The 23,572-nt window shown below is 59.2% G+C and carries 17 protein-coding genes; 6 read left to right on the top strand and 11 right to left on the bottom strand.

The genetic code is table 11. The features are described from left to right. Positions 1–40: 40 nt before the first annotated feature. The 3 genes from MKS85_RS18405 to MKS85_RS18395 all read right to left on the bottom strand — a co-directional run bounded on the left by MKS85_RS18405 (position 41) and on the right by MKS85_RS18395 (position 3,791). Positions 41–496 (bottom strand): DUF2214 family protein, encoded by a 456-nt coding sequence (locus MKS85_RS18405; RefSeq protein WP_310663090.1) that lies wholly within the window; start codon positions 494–496, stop codon positions 41–43. 193 nt (positions 497–689) lie between these two features. Then, a complete protein-coding gene (cysS, locus tag MKS85_RS18400; protein ID WP_047229314.1) occupies positions 690–2,072 on the bottom strand; it encodes a cysteine--tRNA ligase in 1,383 nt (460 codons plus the stop codon). A 21-nt stretch (positions 2,073–2,093) separates the two neighbouring features. Continuing rightward, positions 2,094–3,791: a glutamine--tRNA ligase/YqeY domain fusion protein gene (locus tag MKS85_RS18395; protein ID WP_076385540.1), complete on the bottom strand. Its 1,698-nt coding sequence runs from the start codon at positions 3,789–3,791 to the stop codon at positions 2,094–2,096. 249 nt (positions 3,792–4,040) lie between these two features. Between MKS85_RS18395 and MKS85_RS18390 the strand changes: the two genes are divergently transcribed. Both MKS85_RS18390 and lpxH read left to right on the top strand, forming a co-directional pair. Further along, a complete protein-coding gene (locus tag MKS85_RS18390) occupies positions 4,041–4,544 on the top strand; it encodes a peptidylprolyl isomerase (RefSeq protein WP_047229369.1) in 504 nt (167 codons plus the stop codon). Continuing rightward, positions 4,541–5,290: a UDP-2,3-diacylglucosamine diphosphatase gene (lpxH, locus tag MKS85_RS18385; protein WP_160892977.1), complete on the top strand. Its 750-nt coding sequence runs from the start codon at positions 4,541–4,543 to the stop codon at positions 5,288–5,290. The genes MKS85_RS18390 and lpxH overlap by 4 nt, the downstream gene beginning before the upstream one ends. A 144-nt stretch (positions 5,291–5,434) precedes the next feature. On the opposite strand, the gene MKS85_RS18380 is transcribed toward lpxH, so the two are convergent. From MKS85_RS18380 to MKS85_RS18350, 7 genes are all read right to left on the bottom strand, one after another. Then, complete coding sequence (locus tag MKS85_RS18380; RefSeq protein ID WP_107322885.1) at positions 5,435–6,964, bottom strand: DHA2 family efflux MFS transporter permease subunit; 1,530 nt, start codon at positions 6,962–6,964, stop codon at positions 5,435–5,437. A 200-nt stretch (positions 6,965–7,164) separates the two neighbouring features. Next, complete coding sequence (locus MKS85_RS18375) at positions 7,165–8,367, bottom strand: efflux RND transporter periplasmic adaptor subunit (protein ID WP_047229310.1); 1,203 nt, start codon at positions 8,365–8,367, stop codon at positions 7,165–7,167. 15 nt (positions 8,368–8,382) lie between these two features. Further along, on the bottom strand, positions 8,383–9,852 hold the full coding sequence (locus MKS85_RS18370) for an efflux transporter outer membrane subunit (RefSeq protein ID WP_173407132.1): 1,470 nt from the start codon (positions 9,850–9,852) through the stop codon (positions 8,383–8,385). Further along, positions 9,849–10,322: a MarR family transcriptional regulator gene (locus MKS85_RS18365; protein WP_310663089.1), complete on the bottom strand. Its 474-nt coding sequence runs from the start codon at positions 10,320–10,322 to the stop codon at positions 9,849–9,851. Before MKS85_RS18365 ends, MKS85_RS18370 begins: the two co-directional genes overlap by 4 nt. Positions 10,323–10,544: 222 nt before the next feature. After that, complete coding sequence (locus MKS85_RS18360; protein ID WP_310663088.1) at positions 10,545–14,231, bottom strand: translocation/assembly module TamB domain-containing protein; 3,687 nt, start codon at positions 14,229–14,231, stop codon at positions 10,545–10,547. Next, positions 14,228–15,955, bottom strand: coding sequence for an autotransporter assembly complex family protein (locus MKS85_RS18355; RefSeq protein ID WP_173407134.1), 1,728 nt, complete (start codon positions 15,953–15,955; stop codon positions 14,228–14,230). The genes MKS85_RS18360 and MKS85_RS18355 overlap by 4 nt, the downstream gene beginning before the upstream one ends. Positions 15,956–16,021: 66 nt before the next feature. After that, on the bottom strand, positions 16,022–16,672 hold the full coding sequence (locus tag MKS85_RS18350; protein WP_173407135.1) for an N-acetyltransferase: 651 nt from the start codon (positions 16,670–16,672) through the stop codon (positions 16,022–16,024). Positions 16,673–16,848: 176 nt separating this feature from the next. Here MKS85_RS18350 and xthA point away from each other — a divergent pair, with 176 nt between their 5' ends. The 4 genes from xthA (at position 16,849) to MKS85_RS18330 (ending at position 21,084) form a co-directional block, all read left to right on the top strand. Beyond that, entirely contained in the window at positions 16,849–17,661 is an 813-nt protein-coding gene (xthA, locus tag MKS85_RS18345) for an exodeoxyribonuclease III (RefSeq protein WP_047229304.1), read from the top strand. A 215-nt stretch (positions 17,662–17,876) separates the two neighbouring features. Continuing rightward, positions 17,877–19,211 carry a phosphate ABC transporter substrate-binding/OmpA family protein gene (locus tag MKS85_RS18340; protein WP_274091144.1) on the top strand — a complete coding sequence of 445 codons (1,335 nt, stop codon included), beginning with the start codon at positions 17,877–17,879 and terminating at the stop codon, positions 19,209–19,211. Positions 19,212–19,577: 366 nt separating this feature from the next. Further along, the gene (locus MKS85_RS18335) at positions 19,578–19,919 is read left to right on the top strand and encodes a DUF6124 family protein (RefSeq protein ID WP_160892985.1); all 342 of its coding nucleotides are present in this window, start codon (positions 19,578–19,580) and stop codon (positions 19,917–19,919) included. 283 nt (positions 19,920–20,202) lie between these two features. Then, positions 20,203–21,084 (top strand): hypothetical protein, encoded by an 882-nt coding sequence (locus MKS85_RS18330; RefSeq protein WP_310663087.1) that lies wholly within the window; start codon positions 20,203–20,205, stop codon positions 21,082–21,084. Positions 21,085–21,556: 472 nt separating this feature from the next. On the opposite strand, the gene MKS85_RS18325 is transcribed toward MKS85_RS18330, so the two are convergent. After that, the gene (locus tag MKS85_RS18325; protein WP_310663086.1) at positions 21,557–23,473 is read right to left on the bottom strand and encodes an ATP-binding protein; all 1,917 of its coding nucleotides are present in this window, start codon (positions 23,471–23,473) and stop codon (positions 21,557–21,559) included. Positions 23,474–23,572: the final 99 nt, after the last annotated feature.

Below are 23,572 nucleotides of genomic sequence, written 5' to 3'. Positions count from 1 at the left end.
GTTTCGTTTTAATGGCGATGAAGCAGGTATTCGTGACGGCTCAACCCAGCCCCACGCCGCGAGCCATTCCTGTGGCAGCGACCACCATCAGCACCAGCAACAAAGCTTCAATGTGACTGATCCGCGCAAACCGGCCGGCTTTCGAAGGATCGATCGCACGCCCTTTGCCCTGTGCCATCCGCCATTTGATCAGCGCGATCATCGGCGCGATTTCAAGCAACAGGATCAGCACGAACAACGTCATCTTCAGGTGAAACAGCGGTTGGTGCAGGTAATAGTCCGTGCCTTTTTCAAACTCACCAAAAGCACGCATCCCGCCGGTCACCAGCAGGACCACCGCCGATAGCCCCCACAGGTTGTCCGCCATCAAGACATTTCGAACCGCGTCCGTCCCGCCCGCCAGACGTCGCAACGCCGTGCCCCGGGTAAGTACCGCCCAGAACCCCAGGGCGAAAGCCAGAAGATGAATTGCCGCAAGAGACCAATGAGCCAACATGGAAGATTCCTGTCAGAGGATGTCGAATCGACCTGACAGTACTAGCTCATAACAGGATGATTGCCAGGATAGGCATACAAAAAACTGTGGGAGCGAGCCTGCTCGCGATGGCGGTGTATCAGCCAACAACAATGTTGTCTGACACTCCGTCATCGCGAGCAGGCTCGCTCCCACAGGGGTATTGCGTAAGGACTCAGTCAGCCAAACGCCAGGTCGTCCCGCCCTTGCCGTCTTCCAGCACCACGCCCATGGCGGTGAGCTGGTCGCGGATGCGGTCGGATTCTGCCCAGTCCTTGTTGGCCCGCGCAGTCAGGCGCGCCTGGATCAACGCTTCGACCTCGGCGGCGTCCACGCGACCTTCGGCACCGGCCTGAAGGAAATCATCCGCCTCGAGCTGCAACACACCCAGGACGCCGGCCAGTTCTTTCAGACGCGCCGCCAGGCCCGCCGCCGCGTTGAGATCACTCTCCCGCAAACGATTGATCTCGCGCACCATCTCGAACAGCACCGCGCAGGCTTCCGGCGTGCCGAAGTCGTCGTTCATCACTTCAGTGAAACGCGCGACAAAGGCTTCGCCACCGGCGGCCGGGACCTTCGGCAGGCCCTTCAACGCATGGTAGAACCGCTCCAGGGCGCCCTTGGCGTCCTTGAGGTTGTCTTCCGAATAGTTGATGGCGCTGCGATAGTGACTGGACACCAGCAGGTAACGCACGACTTCCGGGTGGTACTTGTCGAGCACGTCGCGGATGGTGAAGAAGTTGTTCAAGGACTTGGACATCTTCTCGCCGTTGATCCGGATCATGCCGCAATGCATCCACGCATTGGCGTAGGTCTTGCCGGTGGCCGCTTCGCTCTGGGCGATTTCGTTTTCGTGGTGCGGGAATTCCAGGTCGCTGCCGCCGCCATGAATGTCGAAGGTCTCGCCCAGGCAGCAGGTCGACATCACCGAGCATTCGATGTGCCAGCCCGGACGCCCGGCGCCCCACGGCGACTCCCAGCTCGGCTCACCCGGCTTGGCGGCTTTCCACAGCACGAAGTCCAGCGGGTCCTGTTTCGACTCGTCGACTTCGATGCGCGCGCCGATGCGCAGGTCTTCGATTTTCTTGCGCGACAGCTTGCCGTAGCCCATGAACTTGGCGACGCGGTAGTACACGTCGCCATTGCCCGGTGCGTAGGCATAACCCTTGTCGATCAAGGTCTGGATCATCGCCAGCATGCCTGGGATGTGGTCCGTGGCACGGGGTTCCAGGTCGGGCTTGAGGATATTGAGGCGCGCCTCGTCCTCGTGCATGGCCTTGATCATGCGCTCGGTCAGCGCATCGTAAGGCTCGCCGTTTTCCCGGGCACGGTTGATGATCTTGTCTTCGATGTCGGTAATGTTGCGCACGTAGGTCAGGTCATAACCGCTGAAACGCAACCAGCGGGTCACCAGGTCGAACGCAACCATGCTGCGACCATGGCCGATGTGGCAGTAGTCGTACACGGTCATCCCGCAGACGTACATGCGGACCTTGTTACCGTCCAGCGGCTTGAAGACTTCTTTGCTCTTGGTGAGCGTGTTGTAGATCGTAAGCACAGGGTTTCCCTTAAGACTTGATCACTGACCCCAGGAATCGCGCAAGGTCACGGTACGGTTGAATACCGGAGCACCGGGTTTCGAGTCCTTGATATCCGCGCAGAAGTAACCTTCGCGCTCGAACTGGAAACGGTCTTCCGGCTGTGCGTTGCCCAACGAAGGCTCGGCACGACAACCAGTGAGTACTTGCAGGGAGTCAGGGTTGATGTTGTCCAGGAAGCTGGCGCTGTCCTCGGCCTTTTCAGGGTTCGGCGAACGGAACAGGCGATCGTACAAGCGCACTTCGCACTCGACGCTGGCAGCGGCCGGCACCCAGTGGATCACGCCCTTGACCTTGCGACCTTCCGGGTTCTTGCCCAGGGTCTCGGGATCGTACGAGCAATGCAGTTCGACGATGTTGCCGTCGGCGTCCTTGATCGCTTCGTCGGCGCGAATCACGTAGCTGCCGCGCAGGCGCACTTCACCGGCAGGCTCCAGACGCTTGTAGCCTTTTGGCGGCTCTTCCATGAAGTCTTCACGGTCGATGTAGATTTCCCGCGCGAACGGCAGGACGCGCACGCCCATGTCTTCTTTCGGGTGGCAAGGCAGTTCGAGGTTCTCGACTTTGTCTTGCGGGTAGTTGGTGATCACCACTTTCAACGGACGCAGCACGCACATGGCGCGTGGGGCGCTGTGGTCCAGGTCGTCGCGGATGCTGAATTCCAGCATGCCGAAGTCCACCACGCCGTCTGAACGGTTGGTGCCGACCATCTCGCAGAAGTTGCGGATCGATTTTGGCGTGTAGCCACGACGACGGAAGCCCGACAGCGTCGACATGCGCGGGTCATCCCAGCCGTTGACGTGCTTTTCGTCCACCAGTTGCTTGAGCTTGCGCTTGCTGGTGATGGTGTAGTTCAGGTTCAGGCGGCTGAATTCGTACTGGCGCGGCTGAGCCGGCACCGGCAGGTGCTCCAGGAACCACTCGTACAAAGGACGATGGCTTTCGAACTCCAGGGTGCAGATCGAGTGGGTGATGCCTTCGATGGCGTCCGACTGACCGTGGGTGAAGTCATAGTTGGGGTAGATGCACCATTTGTCGCCGGTCTGGTGGTGATGGGCGTGACGGATGCGGTACATGATCGGGTCGCGCAGGTTCATGTTCGGCGAGGCCATGTCGATCTTGGCACGCAGCACCCGTGCGCCGTCCGGGAACTCGCCGCCGCGCATGCGGGCGAACAGGTCCAGGTTCTCCTCGACGCTGCGATCACGGAACGGGCTGTTCTTGCCCGGCTCGGTCAGGCTGCCACGGTATTCCTTGGCCTGCTCGGGGGTCAGGTCGCACACGTAGGCCTTGCCGGCCTTGATCAGCTCCACCGCCCAGTCGTGCAACTGGTCGAAATACTGCGAGGCATAACGCACCTCACCGGCCCATTCAAAACCCAGCCATTTAACGTCGCTTTCGATCGCGTCGATGTACTCCTGGTCTTCCTTGGCCGGGTTGGTGTCGTCGAAACGCAAGTGCGTGACGCCGCCAAACTCCTGGGCCAGGCCGAAGTTCACGCAAATCGACTTGGCGTGACCGATGTGCAGGTAGCCGTTGGGCTCCGGCGGAAAACGGGTGACGATCTGCGTGTGCTTACCCGAATCCAGGTCCGCCTGGATGATCGGGCGCAGGAAATTGACCGGCACGGCCGGGCCGGTCTTGGAATTCGAGGTAGGGTCGACAGTGGGCTTGCTCATAGGATCCTTGAACGTACAAGTGCGCGGCCGGGTGCGGCCTGATAAATCAAAGCCCGTATCATAGCCGATGCTGTCAAGCACCTGACAGGCCAGGTCGGTAAACGATTGAATTTAATCGACGACCCGATGAAAAACAGCCTCGAAAAACCCGCTCGGCGCGCTAAACTGCCCAGCCTGGCCGATTACAGTCAGACCGGTTGCGGGCAGCAAAGCCCCGAAACCCACGAATTCCTTGAAAGAGTAGCGATCATGACTCAAGTCAAACTGACCACCAACCACGGCGACATCGTCCTGGAACTGAACGCCGAGAAGGCACCGATCACCGTTGCCAACTTCGTTGAATACGTCAAGGCCGGCCACTACGAAAACACCGTTTTCCACCGTGTCATCGGCAACTTCATGATCCAGGGCGGCGGTTTCGAGCCAGGCATGAAAGAAAAGAAAGACAAGCGCCCAAGCATCCAGAACGAAGCCGACAACGGTCTGGCGAACGAGAAGTACAGCGTCGCCATGGCCCGCACCATGGAACCGCATTCGGCTTCCGCGCAGTTCTTCATCAACGTGGCCGACAACAGCTTCCTGAACCACAGCAGCAAGACCACCCAGGGCTGGGGTTACGCGGTGTTCGGCAAAGTGGTTGAAGGCACCGACGTGGTCGACAAGATCAAAGGCGTTTCCACCACGTCCAAGGCCGGCCACCAGGACGTGCCAGCAGAAGACGTGATCATCGAGAAAGCCGAGATCATTGAGTGATACTGCTGATTTCAGATTTGCATCTGGAAGAGGAGCGCCCGGACATTACCCGGGCGTTTCTGGATTTGATCGCCACACGCGCCCGCTCGGCGCAAGCGTTGTACATCCTGGGCGACTTTTTTGAAGCCTGGATCGGCGACGACGCCATGACGCCGTTCCAGCGTTCCATCTGCCAGGCCCTGCGCGAATTGAGCGACAGCGGCACGGCCATTTTCCTGATGCACGGCAATCGTGACTTCATGCTCGGGCAAGCCTTCTGCAAAGCGGCCGGCTGCACCCTGCTCAAGGACCCCAGTGTCGTGCAGTTCAACGGCGAGCCGGTGCTGCTGATGCACGGCGACAGCCTCTGCACCCGCGACGAAGGCTACATGAAGTTGCGGCGCTGGCTGCGCAACCCGGTGACGCTGTTCATCCTGCGTCACCTGCCATTGGCCAGTCGCCAGAAACTGGCGCGCAAACTGCGCAGCGAAAGCCGCACGCAGACGCGGATGAAAGCCAATGACATCGTCGACGTCACGCCCGAAGAGATCCCGCGGATCATGCAGGAATACGGCGTGAAGACCCTGATCCACGGCCACACCCACCGCCCCGCCATCCACAAGCTGCAACTGGGCGAACACGCCGCCCGGCGCATTGTGCTGGGGGATTGGGACAAGCAAGGCTGGGCGTTGCAGGTGGATGAACAGGGATTTGCCTTGGCGCCGTTTGGTTTTGGCAATGCGCAGTTGGCGTTGCCAAGCAACTGAAGAACGCAGATATCCCTTGTGGGAGCAAAGCTTGCTCGCGATGCAGGCGACACGGTTCCACTGCAAGACCGTGTCATCGTTCATCGCGAGCAAGCTTTGCTCCCACAGGCTCGCTCCCACATTGGATTGCATTTCACCTCTGAATCAATGCCCCGCCGACGCAGGCCCCGCCTTCGCCGCAAACGGCGGTTTCGCCAGCCACACCAACACGATCAACCCCATGAACGCCCAACCCAGCAGCGTGAAGTAATCCACGGTGGAGAGCATGTACGCCTGGCTGTTGAGGATCTGGTCGAGCTGGGCATAAGCCGGTGTGCTCGCGCCACCGAGATGGTTAAGCGCCTCGCGGGTGGCCGGCTCATAAGTGCTGATGCTTTCGCTCAGGTAGGCATGGTGCTGGTCGGCCCGACGTATCCAGATCCAGGTGGTCAGCGATGCGGCAAAGCTGCCGCCCAGGGTGCGCAGGAACGTCGCCAGTCCCGCACCATCCGCGATCTGTTGTGGCGGCAGGTCCGACATCAGGATGCTCAAGGTCGGCATGAAGAACAGCGCCACGCCGATCCCCATGAACAACTGCACTAGGGCAATGTGCTGGAAATCCACTTCGTTGGTGAACCCGGCGCGCATGAAGCAGCTCAGGCCGATGGCCAGAAACGCCAGCCCGGCCAACAGGCGCAGGTCGAACTTGTGGGCGTATTTGCCAACGAAGGGCGACATCAATACCGGCAGGATGCCAATGGGCGCCACCGCCAGCCCGGCCCAGGTGGCGGTGTAGCCCATCTGGGTCTGCAACCACTGCGGCAGGATCAGGTTGATGCCGAAGAACCCGGCGTAGCCCCCCACCAGCACAATGGTGCCGATGCGAAAGTTGCGGTAGGCGAACAGCCGCAGATTGACCACCGGATGGCGGTCGGTCATTTCCCAGATCACAAACACGGCCAGGGCAATGACCGAGATCAGCGCTCCGATAATGATGAAGTTCGACTCGAACCAATCCAGGTCGTTGCCTTTGTCGAGGATCACCTGCAGCGCACCGACACCGATGATCAGCGTGATCAAGCCCACGTAATCCATTGGCTGGTGGCTGGTGACCACCGGCCGCGCCTTCAGTTGCTGGCGCACCACCATCACGGCAAAGATCCCGATGGGCACGTTGATGAAGAAGATCCACGGCCAGCTGTAGCTGTCGGTGATCCAGCCGCCGAGGATCGGCCCGGCAATCGGCGCCACCACCGTGACCATCGCCAGCAACGCCAGGGCCATGCCGCGCCTGGCCGGCGGATACACGGCAATCAGCAAGGTCTGGGTCATGGGGTACAAAGGCCCGGCCACCAGCCCCTGAAGGACACGAAAGCCAATCAGCTCCGGCATCGAAGTCGAGATACCGCACAGAAACGAGGCGAGCACGAACAGCAGGGTTGCCCACAAGAACAGCTTCACCTCACCAAACCGACGGCTGAGCCAGCCGGTCAGCGGCAGCGCGATGGCGTTGCTCACCGCGAACGAGGTGATGACCCAAGTGCCCTGCTCCGAACTGACACCCAGGTTGCCGGAAATGGTCGGCAAAGCGACGTTGGCAATGGTGGTGTCGAGCACTTGCATGAACGTCGCCAACGACAGCCCGATGGTGCTGAGCAACAGGCTGGGCGGCGTGAAGGACGCGTTATTGCTCATTGCGAAATCCTATGAAGCGAAACGGACATGACAAAGTCGCGCAAAAGTCCCGGTTGAAATGGGGGACAAAACTGTGGGAGCGAGCCTGCTCGCGATGGCGGTTTGTCAGTCGCCATCAACCCTGGCTGATCCACCGCTATCGCGAGCAGGCTCGCTCCCACAGGTTCAGGTCATTACCCAAGTCGCCAGGCATGGCTACCTCAGCGCTGCGCGGTCTTGCTGGCAGCGGCACTGTTTTCATGGATCAACCGGCTGATCATCGCGTCGGCGTCGACCAGTTGCCGGTCATAGACCTGGGTGCTGAAAGAGGCTTGTTTCGGTGGTTGCTGGGCCAGCACCGGACCACTCTGGTCGCGCAGGTTGACGTCGACCTGGGTCGACAGGCCGACCCGCAGCGGATGCTTGGCCAGTTCCTGGGCGTTGATATGAATACGCACCGGCACCCGCTGCACGATCTTGATCCAGTTGCCGGTGGCGTTCTGCGCTGGCAACAAGGCAAACGCGCTGCCGGTGCCCGCACCGAGGCTGTCGACGGTGCCGCTGTACTTCACGTCGCTGCCATAGAGGTCGGTTTCGATGTCCACCGGCTGGCCGATGCGCATGTCCCGCAGCTGGGTTTCCTTGAAGTTGGCGTCAATCCATAACTGATCCAGCGGAATCACCGCCATCAGCGCCGTGCCCGGCTGCACCCGCTGGCCCAACTGCACCGTGCGCTTGGCGACGTATCCGGTGACCGGCGCGATCAAGGTGCTGCGGGCGTTGGTCAGGTAGGCCTGACGCAATTGCGCGGCGGCCGATTGCACGTCTGGATGGGACGCCACCACGGTGTCATCCACCAAGGCACTGGAGGTCTTGAGTTGCTGTCTGGCGTTGGCCAACGCATTCTGCGCCGAGGTCAAATCGTCACGGGCGTGGGACAGTTCCTCCCGGGAAATCGCCCCGCCGGCCGCCAGGTTCTTGCGTCGGTTGTAGTTCTCCTGGGCCTTCTGTACTTCGGCCTCCTGGGCTTTGACCTGGGCGCGCATGCCATCGACGTTGCTGTACAAGCCACGCACCTGGCGCACGGTACGGGCCAGATTGGCCTGGGCACTTTGCAGCCCGACCTCGGCGTCGTTCGGGTCGAACTGCACCAGCACCTGGCCTTCACGCACCAGGTCACCGTCGTCGGCACCGATGCTCACCACGGTGCCGGTGACCTGCGGCGTGATTTCCACCACGTTGCCGTTCACATAGGCATCGTCGGTGCTCTCACTCCAGCGGCCATACAGTTCGTGCCAGGCCCAGACGCCCAGGCCACCCAGGACGACAATCAGTGCCAGCCCCAGCAGCATCAGCTTGCGCTTGCGCGGGTTGCTGCTGTCCTGGGCAGTTTCAGAGGGTTGGGTAGTTTCGGCAGTAGCCATGACAAGTACCTCGAATCAGTTGTGCGACGTGGTGGAGGCCGGCGCGGCCGAAGCCAGGGTGTCGGCCTCGAAGCCACCGCCCAGGGCCTGCATCAGTTGGATCGACAGGTCGATCTGCTCGGCATTCAGGTTCGCCAGTTGGCGCTGGGCCTGGAGCAATTGCTGCTCGATGCTCAGCACATCCAGGTAATTTCCGATGCCGGAGCCATAGCGCTGGACCACGGTGTCGTAAGAGTTCTGCGCGATATCGGTAGCGTGTTGCTGCGCGGCGATCTGCCGAGCGATGTCGCGCAACTGGTTGATGGTGTCGCTGACATCTCCAAGGGCCTTGACCAGGCTCTTGTTGTACTGCGCCACCGCCATGTCGTAATCGGCATCCCGGGCATCCAGGTCCGCCCGCAGTCGCCCACCGTCGAAGATCGGCAGCGACACCGTCGGCGCTACGTTGAAGAAGCGGCTGGCCGAACCGAACATCGCGTCTCCCAACAATGACTGCACCCCCGCCGCCGCGCTCAGGTTGAGGTTGGGGTAGAACTGAGTCTTGCCGGCTTCAATGTCCTTGCCCGCCGCCTCGACTCGCCAACGACCGGCGACCAGATCCGGACGACGGCCCAGCAATTCGGCTGGCAGGTTCGACGGCAGGGCAACGGCGCTGGCTTGCAGCACGTGAGGGCGAGCAATTTCATTGCCGCGGTCCGGCCCCTTGCCCAACAGCACCGCCAAGGCGATTTTTGCGCTTTGCAGGCGTTTTTCTGCGTCGATCCGGCTCGCATCGGCGCTGGCTTCCAGGCTTTCGGTCTGCTGGAACTGATATTCGCTGTCGATCCCGGCGCTGAGGCGGCGCTTGCCCAGATCGAGCATTTGCCGGGTGCGCTTGAGGTCCTCGGACGCCAGGTCATAAATGATATGGGCCTGCCCCAGATCGCTGTAGGCCCTCGCCACGTCAGCGGCGAGCGTCAGGCGGGCGGCCTGCCGGTCGATCTCGGCGGCACGGGCCTCGCCCAGGGCCGCTTCCCAGGCCGCACGCTGGCCGCCCCAGAGGTCGAAGTTGTAATTGAAATCCACGCCCAGCGAACGCAGGGTGCTGTACGCCCCGCCCTGCCCTTGCGGGTCCTGGTCACGGGCCAGGCGCGAACGGCTGACACTGGCGCTGGCGTCCAGGGTCGGCATGCGCGCCGCATTGGCGGCGTAGGCAGCGGCACTGGCCTGATGCACCCGGGCGCTGGCGATCTGCATGTCCGGGCTGTCGCGCAACGCTTCGTGGATCAGACCGTCGAGTTGTGGGTCGCCGAGGCTTTTCCACCAATCGCTTTTCGGCCAGGAAGCGGGCGACAGCGTGACGCCGTTGAGAGATTGCCCGGCCTTGAGGTTTTGAGCCTCAAGGCGGACGCCTTCGGTGTTCAGGCCGCTGTAACTGGCACAACCGGCCAGGCTCATGGCCAGCAACACCAGGCTGATGCGGGTACGCAAGGTTTTACGACTCATTTGTCCCCCAACCGCAACACGGTGATGGGATCACCGGCGGCAAGCAGAATTTTCTTGAGGATTTGTTCGAGGATTTGCAACTCCTCGCGGCTGATGGCGCCCGCCAACTGGTTCATGGCATCGGCGCCGATAACAGGCAGACGATCGGCCAGGGCCTGGCCGGCGTCGGTCAGCACCAGTCGCACCAGCCGCCGGTCATCCGCCGAGCGCTGGCGGATCAGAAAACCTTTCTGCTCCAGACGATCGACCATTCGCGTCATCGAGCCGCTGTCCAGGGACAGGTACCGACACAGCTCGACCGGCGTATCGATGCCGTGCTGGGCCATGATGATCAACACCTTGAACTGCGCGGCGGTGATGCCGACGGGTTCCATGTGGGTATCGATGATTCGGTCCTTGAGCAGCGCGGCACGACCGAGCAGCATGCCGAGGTGGCAATTGTGGAAATCGTCCGGGGTGAAGTGTTTCATCTGACCACCTTTTACTGCCTAGGCAGTGAATGTATGTCGAGATGTTACTGCCTAGGCAGCAAATGTCAAACAAATAGTTAGCTTGCTATGCACAACCCGACAAACGCAGATAAAAAATGTGGGAGCGAGCCTGCTCGCGATAGCGTCGTTACAGTCAACATTGAGTCGGCTGATACATCGCTATCGCGAGCAGGCTCGCTCCCACAGGGGTGGCGCGAAGGCTTAGAAATCGCGCTTGTAGAAGATATCCAGGGAGCTGGCGACGCCGCTGGCGGCTTCCAGGTACACCCGCTTGCTGAGTTTGTAGCGCAGGGCGATGGTGTTGGCCGGTTCGAACACGCCGACGCCGTAACGCAGGCTGAGTTTTTCCGTCAGATTGCCGCTGGCCACGACGCTGGTGGCATCGCCGCTGCCCTGGGTGTCGAGCTGGAAATCCTCGATCCCTAAATTGTTGGCAAGGCTGGTGGTCACCCCCGCACTGCCCATCAGCCCCAGGCCCAGTGCCGCCTGGGCGAGCATGTTGTTGTCCTCGCCCGTGGTGCTCAGCGGCCGGCCGAGTACCAGATAAGACAACGCCTGCTCCTGGCTCATGGCCGGTTCAGAGAAGATTTGCGTGGTCGGCTGTTCGGCGCTGCCGCTCAAACGAATGCCGGCGATCACGTCGTCGGTCTGGCGAATCGCTTCGATATCCAGGTAAGGCTGGTCGATGGGCCCGGCGAACAACAGCCGCGCCCGACGCACCGTCAGCCGTTGCCCATAGGCCCGGTAGCGACCGTCGTTGAGCCAGAGTTCACCGCGAGTGTCCATGTTGTCGCCGATGTGCACCTGGCCTTTTACGTTGGCCGTCAGGCCGAAGCCCGAAAACGCGAGCTTTTCCTGGCCCACGATCACATCGATGTCCATCGCCATGGCCATCGGTGTCTTGCCCTCCTCGGTCTGGTGGCCGACGATCACCGTATCATCCGACACCTTGACGGTAGACGGCGGCAGTTCGCGCACGGTGATTTCGCCTTTGGGCACCAGGACCTTGCCGGCGATGGAAAGCCGCTCGCCCTGCAACGTGATGGTCAGGTCCGGCGCCACCTCCAGCACCGCGTAAGGTTCGACGGTGACCGGCAATTGCGAACCCTTGAGCGCCAGGTCCATGCTCAGGGCTTCGCCCCAGCCGATGTCCCCGGTCAGGCTGCCTCGGCCGACTTTGCCACTTTTCCAGTCACCGTTGAGGCGCACCGTTTCACCGGCAATCGTTGCGCGCATCTGCAAGTCTTCGAGGCTGACCGGCAGTTCCGGGCCGGACACTTCGCCATCGCTGATCAACAGGTTGCCGTTGACCTGGGGCGCCAACAAACCGCCCGACAGCGTGCCGCTGCCATTCAAGTGACCGGTGAGGGTTTCCACCATTGGCAGGAATGGCCGCGCCACGGACAAGTCCAGGCCGCTCAGGCGGAACGAGCCGCTCAGCGGTTTGCTGGCCGGCAACGGGTTGATCTGTGCCTGGAGCATCAGTTCGCCCAGCTTGGCCCCAACGAAATTCAGGTTGGTTTCGATCCGCTTGGGCGTCAGGCGACTGTCGAGGGTCAAGGTCTGGTAGGGGAAGTCCAGCCATTGCTCATCGTCGCGGTCCTTGTCCCGGATCCGCAAAGTGCCGCCGCTGGCGTCCACCAGAATGCGCCCGTTCGGGCCGCTGGCCGGCAGGTCCAGTTGCAGGTCGGCGTTGAGTCGGCCCTGCCAGGCAAAATCCTTGGGCATCCACTGGGCCAGGCTTTCGATGGGGAATTGCTTGAGGTGATAGCGCAGCTTCGGCTCCGGCATCAGGCGCTGATCCTCACCACACAGGCTGGCCTCGCCGGAACGCCAACAGTGGGCCCCCAGGTTGAGCGTGCCATTGGCCAGGCGCTCCAGCTTGGCCGGGGCTTGCAGCCGCCAGGCCTGGCCGCCGGCCTGCACATTGCCAGTGCTGAGACGCCCGCGCCAGTTGCCTTGGTCGAGCACGCCATCGAGCGCCAGGGCCGTTTCCAGCTGTGGCCCTTGCAGGTCGAGGGTCAGTTTTTGCTGCCTGATGTCGCCCTGCCCGCTCACCATCAGGACACCGAGCGACGTATCGCCCGCCCGAATGCCGCTGGCCTTGAGGTCAACCTTGCCCCGCTGCGCGCTGTCGAGGGTCGCATCCAGGTTCAGGCTTTGCAGGCGGTTGTCCTGCACCGCCAGTTGCGTGCCTTGCAGGTCGAGCTTGCCTTGGGGGGCCTTGAGTGTCCCGGCCACGTTGAGGCGACCGACCAGTTGGCCGCGCAATTGCGGCCAGAGTTGGGCCAGGCGCGAGAGTTTGATATCGATCTGACCGCTGAGTTTTTCTTGCAGGCTGCCCGTGCCGTTGATGCGGTTGTCACCCAGGCGAATGTCCAGCGCGCTGAGGTTCCACTGCTCGCCAACACCGTTGGCCTTGGCTTGGAACAGCGCCGGTTGGCCGCGCAACTTGCCCTTGAGGTCCAGGTCCGCATCAAGCTCCAGGCGGTCATTTTTCATCGAACCTTTGCTGCGCAACGGCCCGGCCAGGGTGCCGGGCAGCTCCCCCAGCCAGTACGCCGGGTTGATGGCCGACAGTTCCAGCGCCGTGTCCCAGGCGATGCCGTCGGCAAACTCAAGGTTCAGATGGCCTTCGGCCTTGCCCTGCCCGGCGGCGAGTTTGAGTTCCGGCAAATGGATCGTCGTCAGGTCGCCGCTGAATGGGCTGTCCAGGCTGAACGCTCCGGCGGGGCCGTCCAGTGCGGCCTGGAAATTGCCCAGGTATTTGCCATCGGTGTACGACACTTCACCGTTGAAACTGCGCAGCGTCACTTGTGGCTCGTCAATCAGCGGATAGAGGCGATGCCAGGGGAAGTCCAGCCAGGCGATTTTCGCCTCGGCGCTCAGGCCTTCGCGCCAGTCCAGCTGGCCGGTGAGCTTGAGGTATTGCTGATCACTGGCGTTGAGGTCCAGGCCGGCGATCTGCGCACCGTTGGCGTCCACTTTGCCTTGCAGCAGCAAGGCCACCGGGCCTTTTCCGGCGGGCAACGTTGCCTTGCCAAGCAACTGGTAGCCGCTGTTCAGATCGCCTTCGCCCGTCAGCTCCAGTTGATTGAGCATCAGGGTATCCGGCAGATCGGCGCCGGCCCTGAAGCCGTCGGCGGTGATGCGTACCTTGGCCGGCAGGTTGTCCGCCAGCGGTTGCAGCTCACCGACCAACCGGCCTTGCAGATAACCACTGCTGTCGGCGTTGAGATTGAGGGTTTTGAGCAGATTGCCATCGATGTTCAGGTCCAGCGTCCAAGGCGTGGCGCCTGGCGCCGGCAAGGTCAACTGGCCCTGGGCCTTCAGCGGCCAGTCGCCGCCGGGTTGCAGCAAACCGGACAGCTTCAGGCTCAGCTCGTCGCGCTGCAGTTGCACCGAGTCGATCTGCAGACCCTGGGCGGTCCAATGCGCGGCCAGTTGCAAGCCCTTGAGCTGTTCGCTGCCATTGAACAACAGGCTGCCGACCTGCACGTCGCCCAGTTCGAGGGCAAGCGGCAGGTTCAGGTCCGGCAAGGTGATCGGACCGCTGCTCGGCTCGTCAGTGGACGGAGGAAATTGCAGGCTGACCTTGCCGGCCTTGAGCTGATCGATGCACAGGGTCATGCGCGCCAGGCATAGCGGCGACCAGGCGAAAATCACCTGATCGAGTTCCACTCGGCTGCTGTCCTGCTGCCACAACAGGTGGTCGGCACTCCACTGGCCGCCCAACCGTCCCTGAAAATTATCCGTGCTCAAACCCGGCACAACGCCAAGCGCCCAACGGCTGCCCCATTGCGTGCCGAGCACGATGCCCAGGGTCAGCAAGACCACCAGCAGCAACGTGCCGAGCGCCAGCAGCGCTATTTTCAAACCACGATTCACAACTCGGGCCCCATGGAAAAGTGCAAGCGAATGCCGCCATCGTCATCCAGCGCATGGGCGAGGTCGAGGCGGATCGGCCCCACCGGCGACACCCAGCGCACACCGACGCCGACACCCGTCTTGAGGCTCGGCAGCTCAAGGCTGTTAAAGGAGTTGCCTTGGTCGACGAAGGTCGCCACCCGCCATTTTTGCGCAATCGAATACTGATACTCGAGGCTGCCGGCGACCATGTAGCGACCACCGATGCGATCCCCTTCGGAGTTTTCCGGTGACAGGCTCTGATAATCGTAACCGCGCACGCTCTGGTCGCCACCGGCGAAGAAGCGCAGGGATGGCGGGATGGATTTGTAGCCATTGGTGGCACTGCCACCGACCTGGGCACGGGCCAGCAGACGATGCTTGTCGAACACAGTAGTCAGGCCCTTGACCATGGCCGTGCCATATAAAAGATTGTTGTCCGACCCAAGCCCTTCCTTGGCGACCTTGGTGTCGAACTGAATGCGATAGCCGTTGCGCGGATCGATGCGGTTGTCACTGCGCAGGTAGGAATAGCTCACGCCCGGCATCAGCAAGGTGCTCAGGCCCGAATCGTCGCCGAGCCGATACTCCTCACGCTGCCACTTGAGCGACACCACCCGTTGCCAGCCACTGGGCAACTTGCTGTGCCATTCGGGGCCCACGGTCAGCAGCTTGCTGAGGCTATCGGTGCCGGACAGCTCTTCATATTGATAGCCACCGGCGTAGCGCATCTTGTCGGTCAACGGCGGGTCCAGGGGTACGTCGTACCACAGGCCAACGTTCTGCCGGGGCGCCGACACTTCGGCTTCCCAGCCATAACTGTGGCCCTGGGGATTGACCCAGTGGCGCGTCCAATTGGCCTTGGCCCGCGGGCCGACGTCGGTGGAGAACCCCAGGCCCAGGCCCATGGTGCGCGGCTTGCGGGTCTCGAGCTTGACCGCCACCGGGATCACGTTATCCGTGGCGGCGGTAGGTGCCGCGTCCACCCGCACGCCTTCGAAATATCCGCTCGATTGCAGGGCCTGGTTGAGTTCTGCGATGAGTTCCGAGTCGTACGCCTCGCCCGCCTTGAACGGCACCATGCGCTGCAACAACTCTTCATCAAAGGGCGTGTCACCCTCGAAACTCACCGGGCCCAGGGCGTAGCGCGGGCCGCTGTCGTAGACCAGCTCGATGTCGGCCACGCCGGCCTGGGGGTCCACCAACAGCTTCTGGCTGACAAATCGCCCGCTGAAAAACCCATAGCGCGAGGCCTGGTTCTGGATGATCCGTTTGGCGTCTTCATAGCGCCCATGATTAAGCACCGCGCCAGGTTTGAGCGCGGCGTTGTCCGGTACACGAAAAGCCTTGAGGGAAGCGGCCGGGCCATCGATGCGCACGGTGACATTGCGCAGGTGCACGGGCTCGCCAGGGTCGATGGTCAGGATCAGGCGCGGGGTCTTGCCGCCCTCGACCTCGCTGTCGATCTGCGGCTGGTAGTAACCCAGCGCCTGGGCGGCTTTGCGCGCCTGTTCCTCGGCACCACGACTGAAGCGCAACAAAGCCTCTTCGTCACGATCGCCCACGCCGCCGATATAGCCTTCTACGTTAGCCTTGAGCTGGTCGTTGGACGGCTTGACCCGTACAGCCAATTCACTTTGTGCCAGTGCCGCGCAGCTGAGGGACAGCAAGAGCGCACCACTGGTCATTCGTCCTGGGAAATTCATGGCGCGGATGCTATCACGAGCTTGGAAGCCTGATAGAGCCGGACATGTCTCAAAAGTTTCCCCGGATTACGCCGTCGCGCTCTGCAATACCTGCGGGTTGGCGTGAAAGAAGACATGTTCGCGGACGGGTCCTACCGCAATCTCGCCGATTTCCTCATAACCCTGACGTTTATAGAACTCCAGGTAACGTGGGTTGCCGGTGTCCAGCACCACGCCTTGGGAGTTCTCGTCCACCGCACACCAGTTATGCACCGCCGTCAGTAACTGTTCGCCGAAGTGTTGGCCTTGGAACTGTGGATGCACCCCCAGCAGTGGCAATACATGGACAGAATCCGACGGCAGGCAAGCCGTCACTGCGGCATGGTAGTCCAGGTAACGCCGGGTGCAGCGAAAGCCGGTGCTCAACACCATACGCAGGCGCCAGGCCCAGCTTTCAGTGATACCCAGGCGGCGCTGCGGGGGAGCAATCAGTGCGATGCCGATCAGGCGGTCGTTGACCAGCAAGCCGATGGCCGGCAGATCCTGGAGAAAATGCTGTTTGACCAACTCACGCACCGTGGCCCGTACCCGATGTTCATAACCGGGCCGCTCGGATTCGAACAGGAAGCTGAAGGTCGGTTCATGACGATAGGCCTGGTAGAGCAATGAACGTGCCTCGCGGGAATAACCGCTGTCGAGCATATGGATGTCGGCGATGGCGGTGGCGGTTTCTGGCATGACGGTCAATCTCCTGGGCGAGGCTCGGTGAGGCCCCGCTCTTATTGAGTACGAACCCGATTAGGCTCTGATCGTTCCTACATGCACAGGACATTAGCAGCGCATTTGTCCTACTGCCACGCTGGCCGTGCTCCTACATGTCAGCTAGCATCGCAGTTTTGCCAGGACAGCCGACCATGAAGATCGTCTCCTTCAACATCAACGGGCTGCGCGCCCGCCCCCATCAGCTGGCGGCGCTGATCGAGAAGCACCAGCCAGACGTGATCGGCCTGCAGGAAACCAAGGTCCACGACGAGCAGTTCCCCCTGGCCGAGGTGCAGGCCCTGGGTTATCACGTGCATTACCATGGGCAGAAGGGCCACTACGGCGTCGCCCTGCTCTCCCGCCAGGCTCCACTGACGTTGCACAAAGGCTTCGAGAGCGACGAGGAAGACGCCCAGCGGCGTTTCATCTGGGGCACCTTCGCCGATGCCAACGGCGTGCCGGTGACCATCATGAACGGTTACTTCCCCCAAGGCGAAAGCCGCGACCACCCGACCAAGTTCCCGGCCAAGGAGCGTTTCTACAACGACCTGCAGCAACTTCTGGAAAGCCGTTTCAGCAACGACCAGCCCGTAGTGGTGATGGGCGACGTGAACATTTCCCCGGAAGACAGCGACATCGGCATCGGCCCGGACAACATGAAACGCTGGCTGAAAACCGGCAAATGCAGCTTCCTGCCGGAAGAGCGCGAGTGGATGGCACGCCTGAAGAACTGGGGCCTGGTGGACAGCTTCCGGCACCTGAACCCGGACGTCACCGACCGCTTCAGCTGGTTCGACTACCGCAGCCGCGGTTTCGAAGACGAGCCCAAGCGTGGCCTGCGCATCGACCTGATCCTCACCTCCCATGGGCTGCTGCCACGGGTCAAGGATGCCGGGGTGGATTATGAACTGCGCGGCATGGAGAAACCTTCGGACCATGCGCCGATCTGGCTGCAGTTGAGCTAAATCCAGGGCATACACAAACCTTGTGGGAGCGAGCCTGCTCGCGATAACGGCGGCACATTCAAAATCAATGTGGCAGTTGCACCGCTATCGCGAGCAGGCTCGCTCCCACAAGGGATCTTCGGCGAACTGCGGCTGACAAGTCGCACGCCTGTCACTTTTCAGTAACCTGACTGACTTAATCTTCCGGCACTTCCTCAGGTTCAGAAGGTGTCGGCATGCGGCTGCGCGTTGTTTTTTTCATGGGCCTCTGGCTGCCGCTCACGGCATGGGCCAGCGGCCTGCCGATTCCCGAACACGGCCCCGCGCTGCGCCTGCAAGGCTCGAACACCATCGGCGCTACGCTGGGGCCGGCGCTGGTCAAGGCGCTGATGGTGGATCAGGGGCTGCTCAAGGTCCGTACCGAAATCACCGACCGTGAGAACGAGCAGCGTATCGTCGGCCAGGCCGCCGATGGTCGGCGGGTGGAAATCGACATTGCCGCCCATGGCTCCAGCACTGGGTTTTCCGCCCTCAAGCACGCCAGCGCCGAACTGGCGGCCTCTTCGCGACCGATCAAGGACAGCGAGTTAAAGGAGCTGGCACATCTGGGGGACCTGAAAAACCCCAGCGCCGAACAGGTCATCGCCATCGATGGCCTGGCGATCATTCTTCATCCACAAAACCCGCTGCGCCAGCTCGACACCCGGCAACTGGCGAAGATATTCAGCGGCGAAGTAAACACCTGGGAATCGGTGGGCGGCGCCGGCGGCCCGATTCATCTCTACGCCCGGGATGAGCAGTCCGGCACCTACGACACCTTCAAGGAACTGGTGCTCAACCGACAAGGAAAACGCCTGGCCCCTTCTGCCCGGCGCTTCGAATCCAGCGAACAGCTTTCCGACGCTGTCAGCCAGGATCCGCAAGGCATCGGTTTCATCGGTTTGCCCTACGTGCGCCAGGCCAAGGCGCTGGCGATTGTCGACGGCGACTCCCAGCCCATGATGCCGCTGACCCACCTGATCGCCACCGAAGACTACCCATTGTCGCGCAGACTGTTCTTTTACCTGCCTCCGCAAGAAACCAACCCGTGGGCCGAGGCACTGGTTGAGTTCACCCAAAGCGAAAAGGGCCAGGCCATCGTCGCGGCCAACGGGTTCATCGCGCAAACCGTCCAGGCCATGGCCGTCACCCCCAATGCGCTGATGCCTGAGGGCTATCAGGCCCTGAGCCGCCATGCCCAACGGCTGTCGGTCAACTTCCGCTTCGAAGAAGGCAGCGCCAGCCTCGACAACAAGGCCCAGCAGGACCTGGGGCGTGTGCTCGCCTATATAAAGCAGCACGACAAGCTCGACCGCCGAGTGACGCTGGTTGGGTTTGGCGACGCCAAGGACGACCCGGCGCGCGCCGACCTTCTGTCCCGGTTGCGGGCCATGGCGGTGCGGCGCGAATTGGTCAAACACGGCGTGGCGCTGCGCGAAGTACGCGGCTTCGGCGCCCTGATGCCGGTGGCGGCCAACAGCGAGGATGAAGGCCGGGTCAGGAATCGGCGGGTGGAGGTTTGGGTTTACTGACACCGAAAAGCCAAATGTTTATCCCGCCAGCCACGGCGTAGGACCTGACCACCTCGCCTTGCGCCGTTGCCTACAACTACGCCAGAATCCGCCGGCTTGTGCGCTTTGGGGTCGGGCTTTATCGTTTTCCGGTCGCTGACGAATCAGCGATCGGGTTTGGTAGCCCGGTTAAAACTAAGGCGCACAGCTCCGGCAGACACACGCCGCCGATAACTTTCGTCGGCAGGTTTGTTATGGCGGCTGTGCGTGGGGCGCCCTTGTGGCGCGCTGGGTTTGCCTTGGTACCCGGTCTACCAACCTGCGTATAGCCGCCACCTAATGTTTGGTAGCAATAGGTGCGGCTCCATTAACCAAGGAGTTTCATCTATGTTCAAACCAACACCTAATCCGCCAGACACCGATCCAACCACGCTTAACGCCAAAGAATTCGGCAAAGCCGCCGACCGCGCCCTCGACTTCTACCTCAAGCCCAAACCCACCAAGCCCGAGCCTGCTCCAAGCCAAGTCTTCACCGTCGTCAACGGCATCGACACCGAAGCCCTGCTCGCCAACCTCAGCGAAACCCTGGCCTCGGCCAATGCCATGGTCAGCGACCTGGCCTTCGATCTGGAAGGTTCCCGGCGCCACGTCGCCCTGGGCATTCAGCAACTGATCGAACTGGGCGGCTTGCTGGCGAACCGAGCGCTGGATAACGTCGACCCACGCTAGCCGCTACCACACACTCCCACTATGGAAGCGAGCTTGCTCGCGAAGGCGGTGTGTCAGTCAGCACTTGGTTGGCAGGCTGATCGCCTTCGTGAGCAAACCCGCTCCAATTGCATCGCGAATTCATTTCCAACATAAGCAACTATTAAGTCCAGCAAGAGTTCTTCAGGCAGACCCGCTCCACGACAACACTTATCGCACTTGTTTACACATAACTTCTTGCCAACTTTTATTCCAGAATCCATAGTCCGGCGCCTCACACAAAACCAAGTACGAGCAGTTCGCCATGAAGTTCACCACTATCACCACCGCAGCCGCCATGCAAAAAATGAAGAACTTCATTATTGCCTGCCCTACGGAAAAACTGACTTACGCAAAAAAACGCTTTCAGCAGCTTGGATATCATTCCGCCTTGGAGATGGCTGACGAAGACATTCTCAGCGTATTAAAATCCAATGAAAACAACATGCAGGCTTTTATCCAACAATACGAGGCCGTTAAAGACACACCCCTTATCGATCCGCCCCTTGACACTCGACTTCTTAGCTTGAGCAACAGTTTTATCAACACTGCCGTGCCCCCGGCGATAGAGTTGATTCTCGCCACCCTTGACGACAAAACACCCTCACCAGCCTGCATCTCCCAGCACATCAGCACGCATATAGGTGAGCTATTCAACGACCGGGAGCATCTGCGAGAAAAGCTCCGCTTGATATTGTCACTGATCCAGCAACCAATGCTCCAATCAGAAATCATCTACACAGACCTGAACACTTTCCGTCATGTTTACCAGCCCATTACATCCCCTGACGCAACAGAGTCTGAAGAAACCTACGGCCTGGCCTTCCTGGATCTCATGGGAGTTGAATTATGCATCCTGATTAATCAGCCCTGCCTTGAGTTGAACGCACGGCATACACCTAAGATTGCAGGATTCCAGAACGAGTTTTATCTATACACCCTACTGCATGAGCTGACGCATTTACTGATTGGATCGAATGACGACTCCTACAATACGCCCACCGAGGAAACAGAAGACATCAACCTCTATTCCACTGCCAACCTCAAACCACACGAAATCGACAACGCGGATAACTATTGCACCTTAATATTCATCACACTCGCCCTTATGCATAAGCGGGGGTGCCTGGACCTCACTCAATTTTAAGAAAGTCACTCCACCACGCGGGTGCCACCGACCGAGCGAAGATGCCCTTGCGCCGATAGGAACCGATGTCAGCCGCGCTACCTCCAGCGTGAAACGCACCTGCGGCACGTTGCCGGAGTGGCGGTTGACGCAGTACTGACAGTCGTAAAAACGAAAATTAATCGGCAACAACAAATGGGGAAAAATTTATTCAACTCTGGCCCAACCGACTGGCGCATCCCCATCCTCGCCATCCCATTCCTGTTAAACTGCGCTCCCATCGCATTCGTCACCTCAGATCCTCATGCCCTCCCACACAGCATCACCCCAAGCCCTCTCCCGTCGGTTCAGCGTTGCGCCGATGATGGATTGGACATACATCTCTCCACAGCTCCAATAAGCACAGGGCATCCAACATATCGAATTGTGCTCTGTAGCAAATTTCAAGCAACTACCATCACCTGCCAGGCATTCCAACACTATTTATTAACTATTATTTTTGCAGCTCGGCTAAGACCTTTTCGAGTGTAGCCGGAATAAAATTCTCGCCTAATGAATATGCCATTTTTTCTGCAATCTCCCGCAGAAAGTCACCTTCCCTGCTATTAAACCTCTTCAGACACTCATAGTGGTAAACAATCTTATCTTTAAGCATGTGACCATTGCACAAGTAGTATTCGCTATCACCTTTAAACACTCGACCAGACACATACTCTACATCCACATCTCGTCTTGATTCGCGCCCCATCACCTTTAAAATAAATGCATCTATTGTTCGCTGCAAAAGTCCTACATTAGATTGCCACTCGTGCAAAACAACGCACTTACCACAAAACATCTCAAACTTATATCTTTTAGGCCAATTTGCGTGCAACAGATAGACAATACACAATGGATCCAGCATTACATTCTCTAATGTGTAGGCATAATCACTTGCGTGCACCGCAACATTTTCTGTTGGCTTGTTCCTCCTATCCCAGTCAACAATCCCTCTTACCGTCCTACTGCCTTTTGCACACAGACTATCAACTATGCCTTTAACCGGACCGTACCCTCCCCCGCCATTCACATACTCGTAAAACTCTGAAAATCTTCCGTCATCTTTCGTTATTTCTATATCGAAAAAAGTTCGCAAACCAGCACGCAACAAGTCTTCAGGAGCCTTGCCTCCCGCCGGTATAAAAGAAAGCGAGATTTTAGGATCAATCAGACTAGACCTCGTCTTTAAACTCGAGAAAATACTTTGATAGACATCGGCATCATTTTTATTCTCTACAAAAACCTCACGACGATTGTTGGGATCAATAGAAATCTGTGTCACACCATCTAGCAGCACCGATATAGCATGATCTTTATCTTCTAGATCCAGCTTATTGTCACCAACCACATATAGACTTTCATGAGGCGACAACGCTACTGTCGTTGGAGAGTGAGTAGTAAATATGATATACGAGCCAAACTTGTCAGCAATCGTTTCCAACACGGCATACATTTCTGACACCATGCTCGGATGAAGAAACGCATCAGGCTCATCAAGCAGTATTAGCTTTGGTGGAATGGCATTCACCTTATCCCTGAAGTGACTATTGTAAAGCGATAAAACCATCCACAAAATAGTCTTCTCACCCGAAGACAAATCACGTATCGAAACAGCTAACCCAGACGAAACCTCTATAAGACTTACAACATACTCATAGACACGCGCATTCTCATCTGGAAATTTAATTTTAAATTTACCTTTAAACAGCCTACCAATGATCTCATCAATAACTATCCAAGGCTTTTCACCACAAACTCTTAGATATTCTTCTGGAGTGTAACCAGCCACCCCCTCCCCAATCCCATGAAGATACACTTGAAATTTGTTAGCATTAATACCTCTCAAATAATTGTTACACACCTTAGAAAAATCGACACTCCCAAAGAGCTGTTTCTCCGACTCAAAAAAGAACAGTCGCAAATCGACAGATGTCAACGCGGACACTGGTTTCTCGAGCTTCTTGGAGAGCATTTCACAAAGCCACTCAATGTCATGATGGCTTGCACCACCAATTCGCCTCTGCCTCGTCACGGCAGTGATTGCGAGACTACTACCAGGCGCATTAAATTTCTCTCTATTACCTTCAAAGTAATCAATAGTTTTATTTATGTAGTCTTCATAGTTTTCAATCACATCCCCCGCCCCAAAAGTGGGCTGAAAGGAATTCAATCCAACAAGTAGAATATCAGCACGCGCAAGGCTTTCTCCTTCTAGAACCACCACCGTTGCACCGTCTTCAATACTTTCAAGCAACCTCGTTTTTCCCGATCCATTTTTGCCCGTCAAGACGGTTACCGGATTTTTAAGTTCGACGTCACCAGCCAAATAAAAACCTTTATGAGGGGCTCGCGCTTGCATACTTAACATCATTAACCCTCGCCTATTGAATCTTTTGATTAGTTCTTTATCGGGACTACTTGATCGAGACTAGACTACTTTCCTAAAAATGCTATAACACAAAAAAATTCT

Origin of the sequence: Pseudomonas sp. JL2, from assembly GCF_031570495.1 — a bacterium.
Taxonomy (GTDB): domain Bacteria; phylum Pseudomonadota; class Gammaproteobacteria; order Pseudomonadales; family Pseudomonadaceae; genus Aquipseudomonas; species Aquipseudomonas rhizophila.
This window is presented reverse-complemented; position numbering and strand designations above follow the sequence as displayed.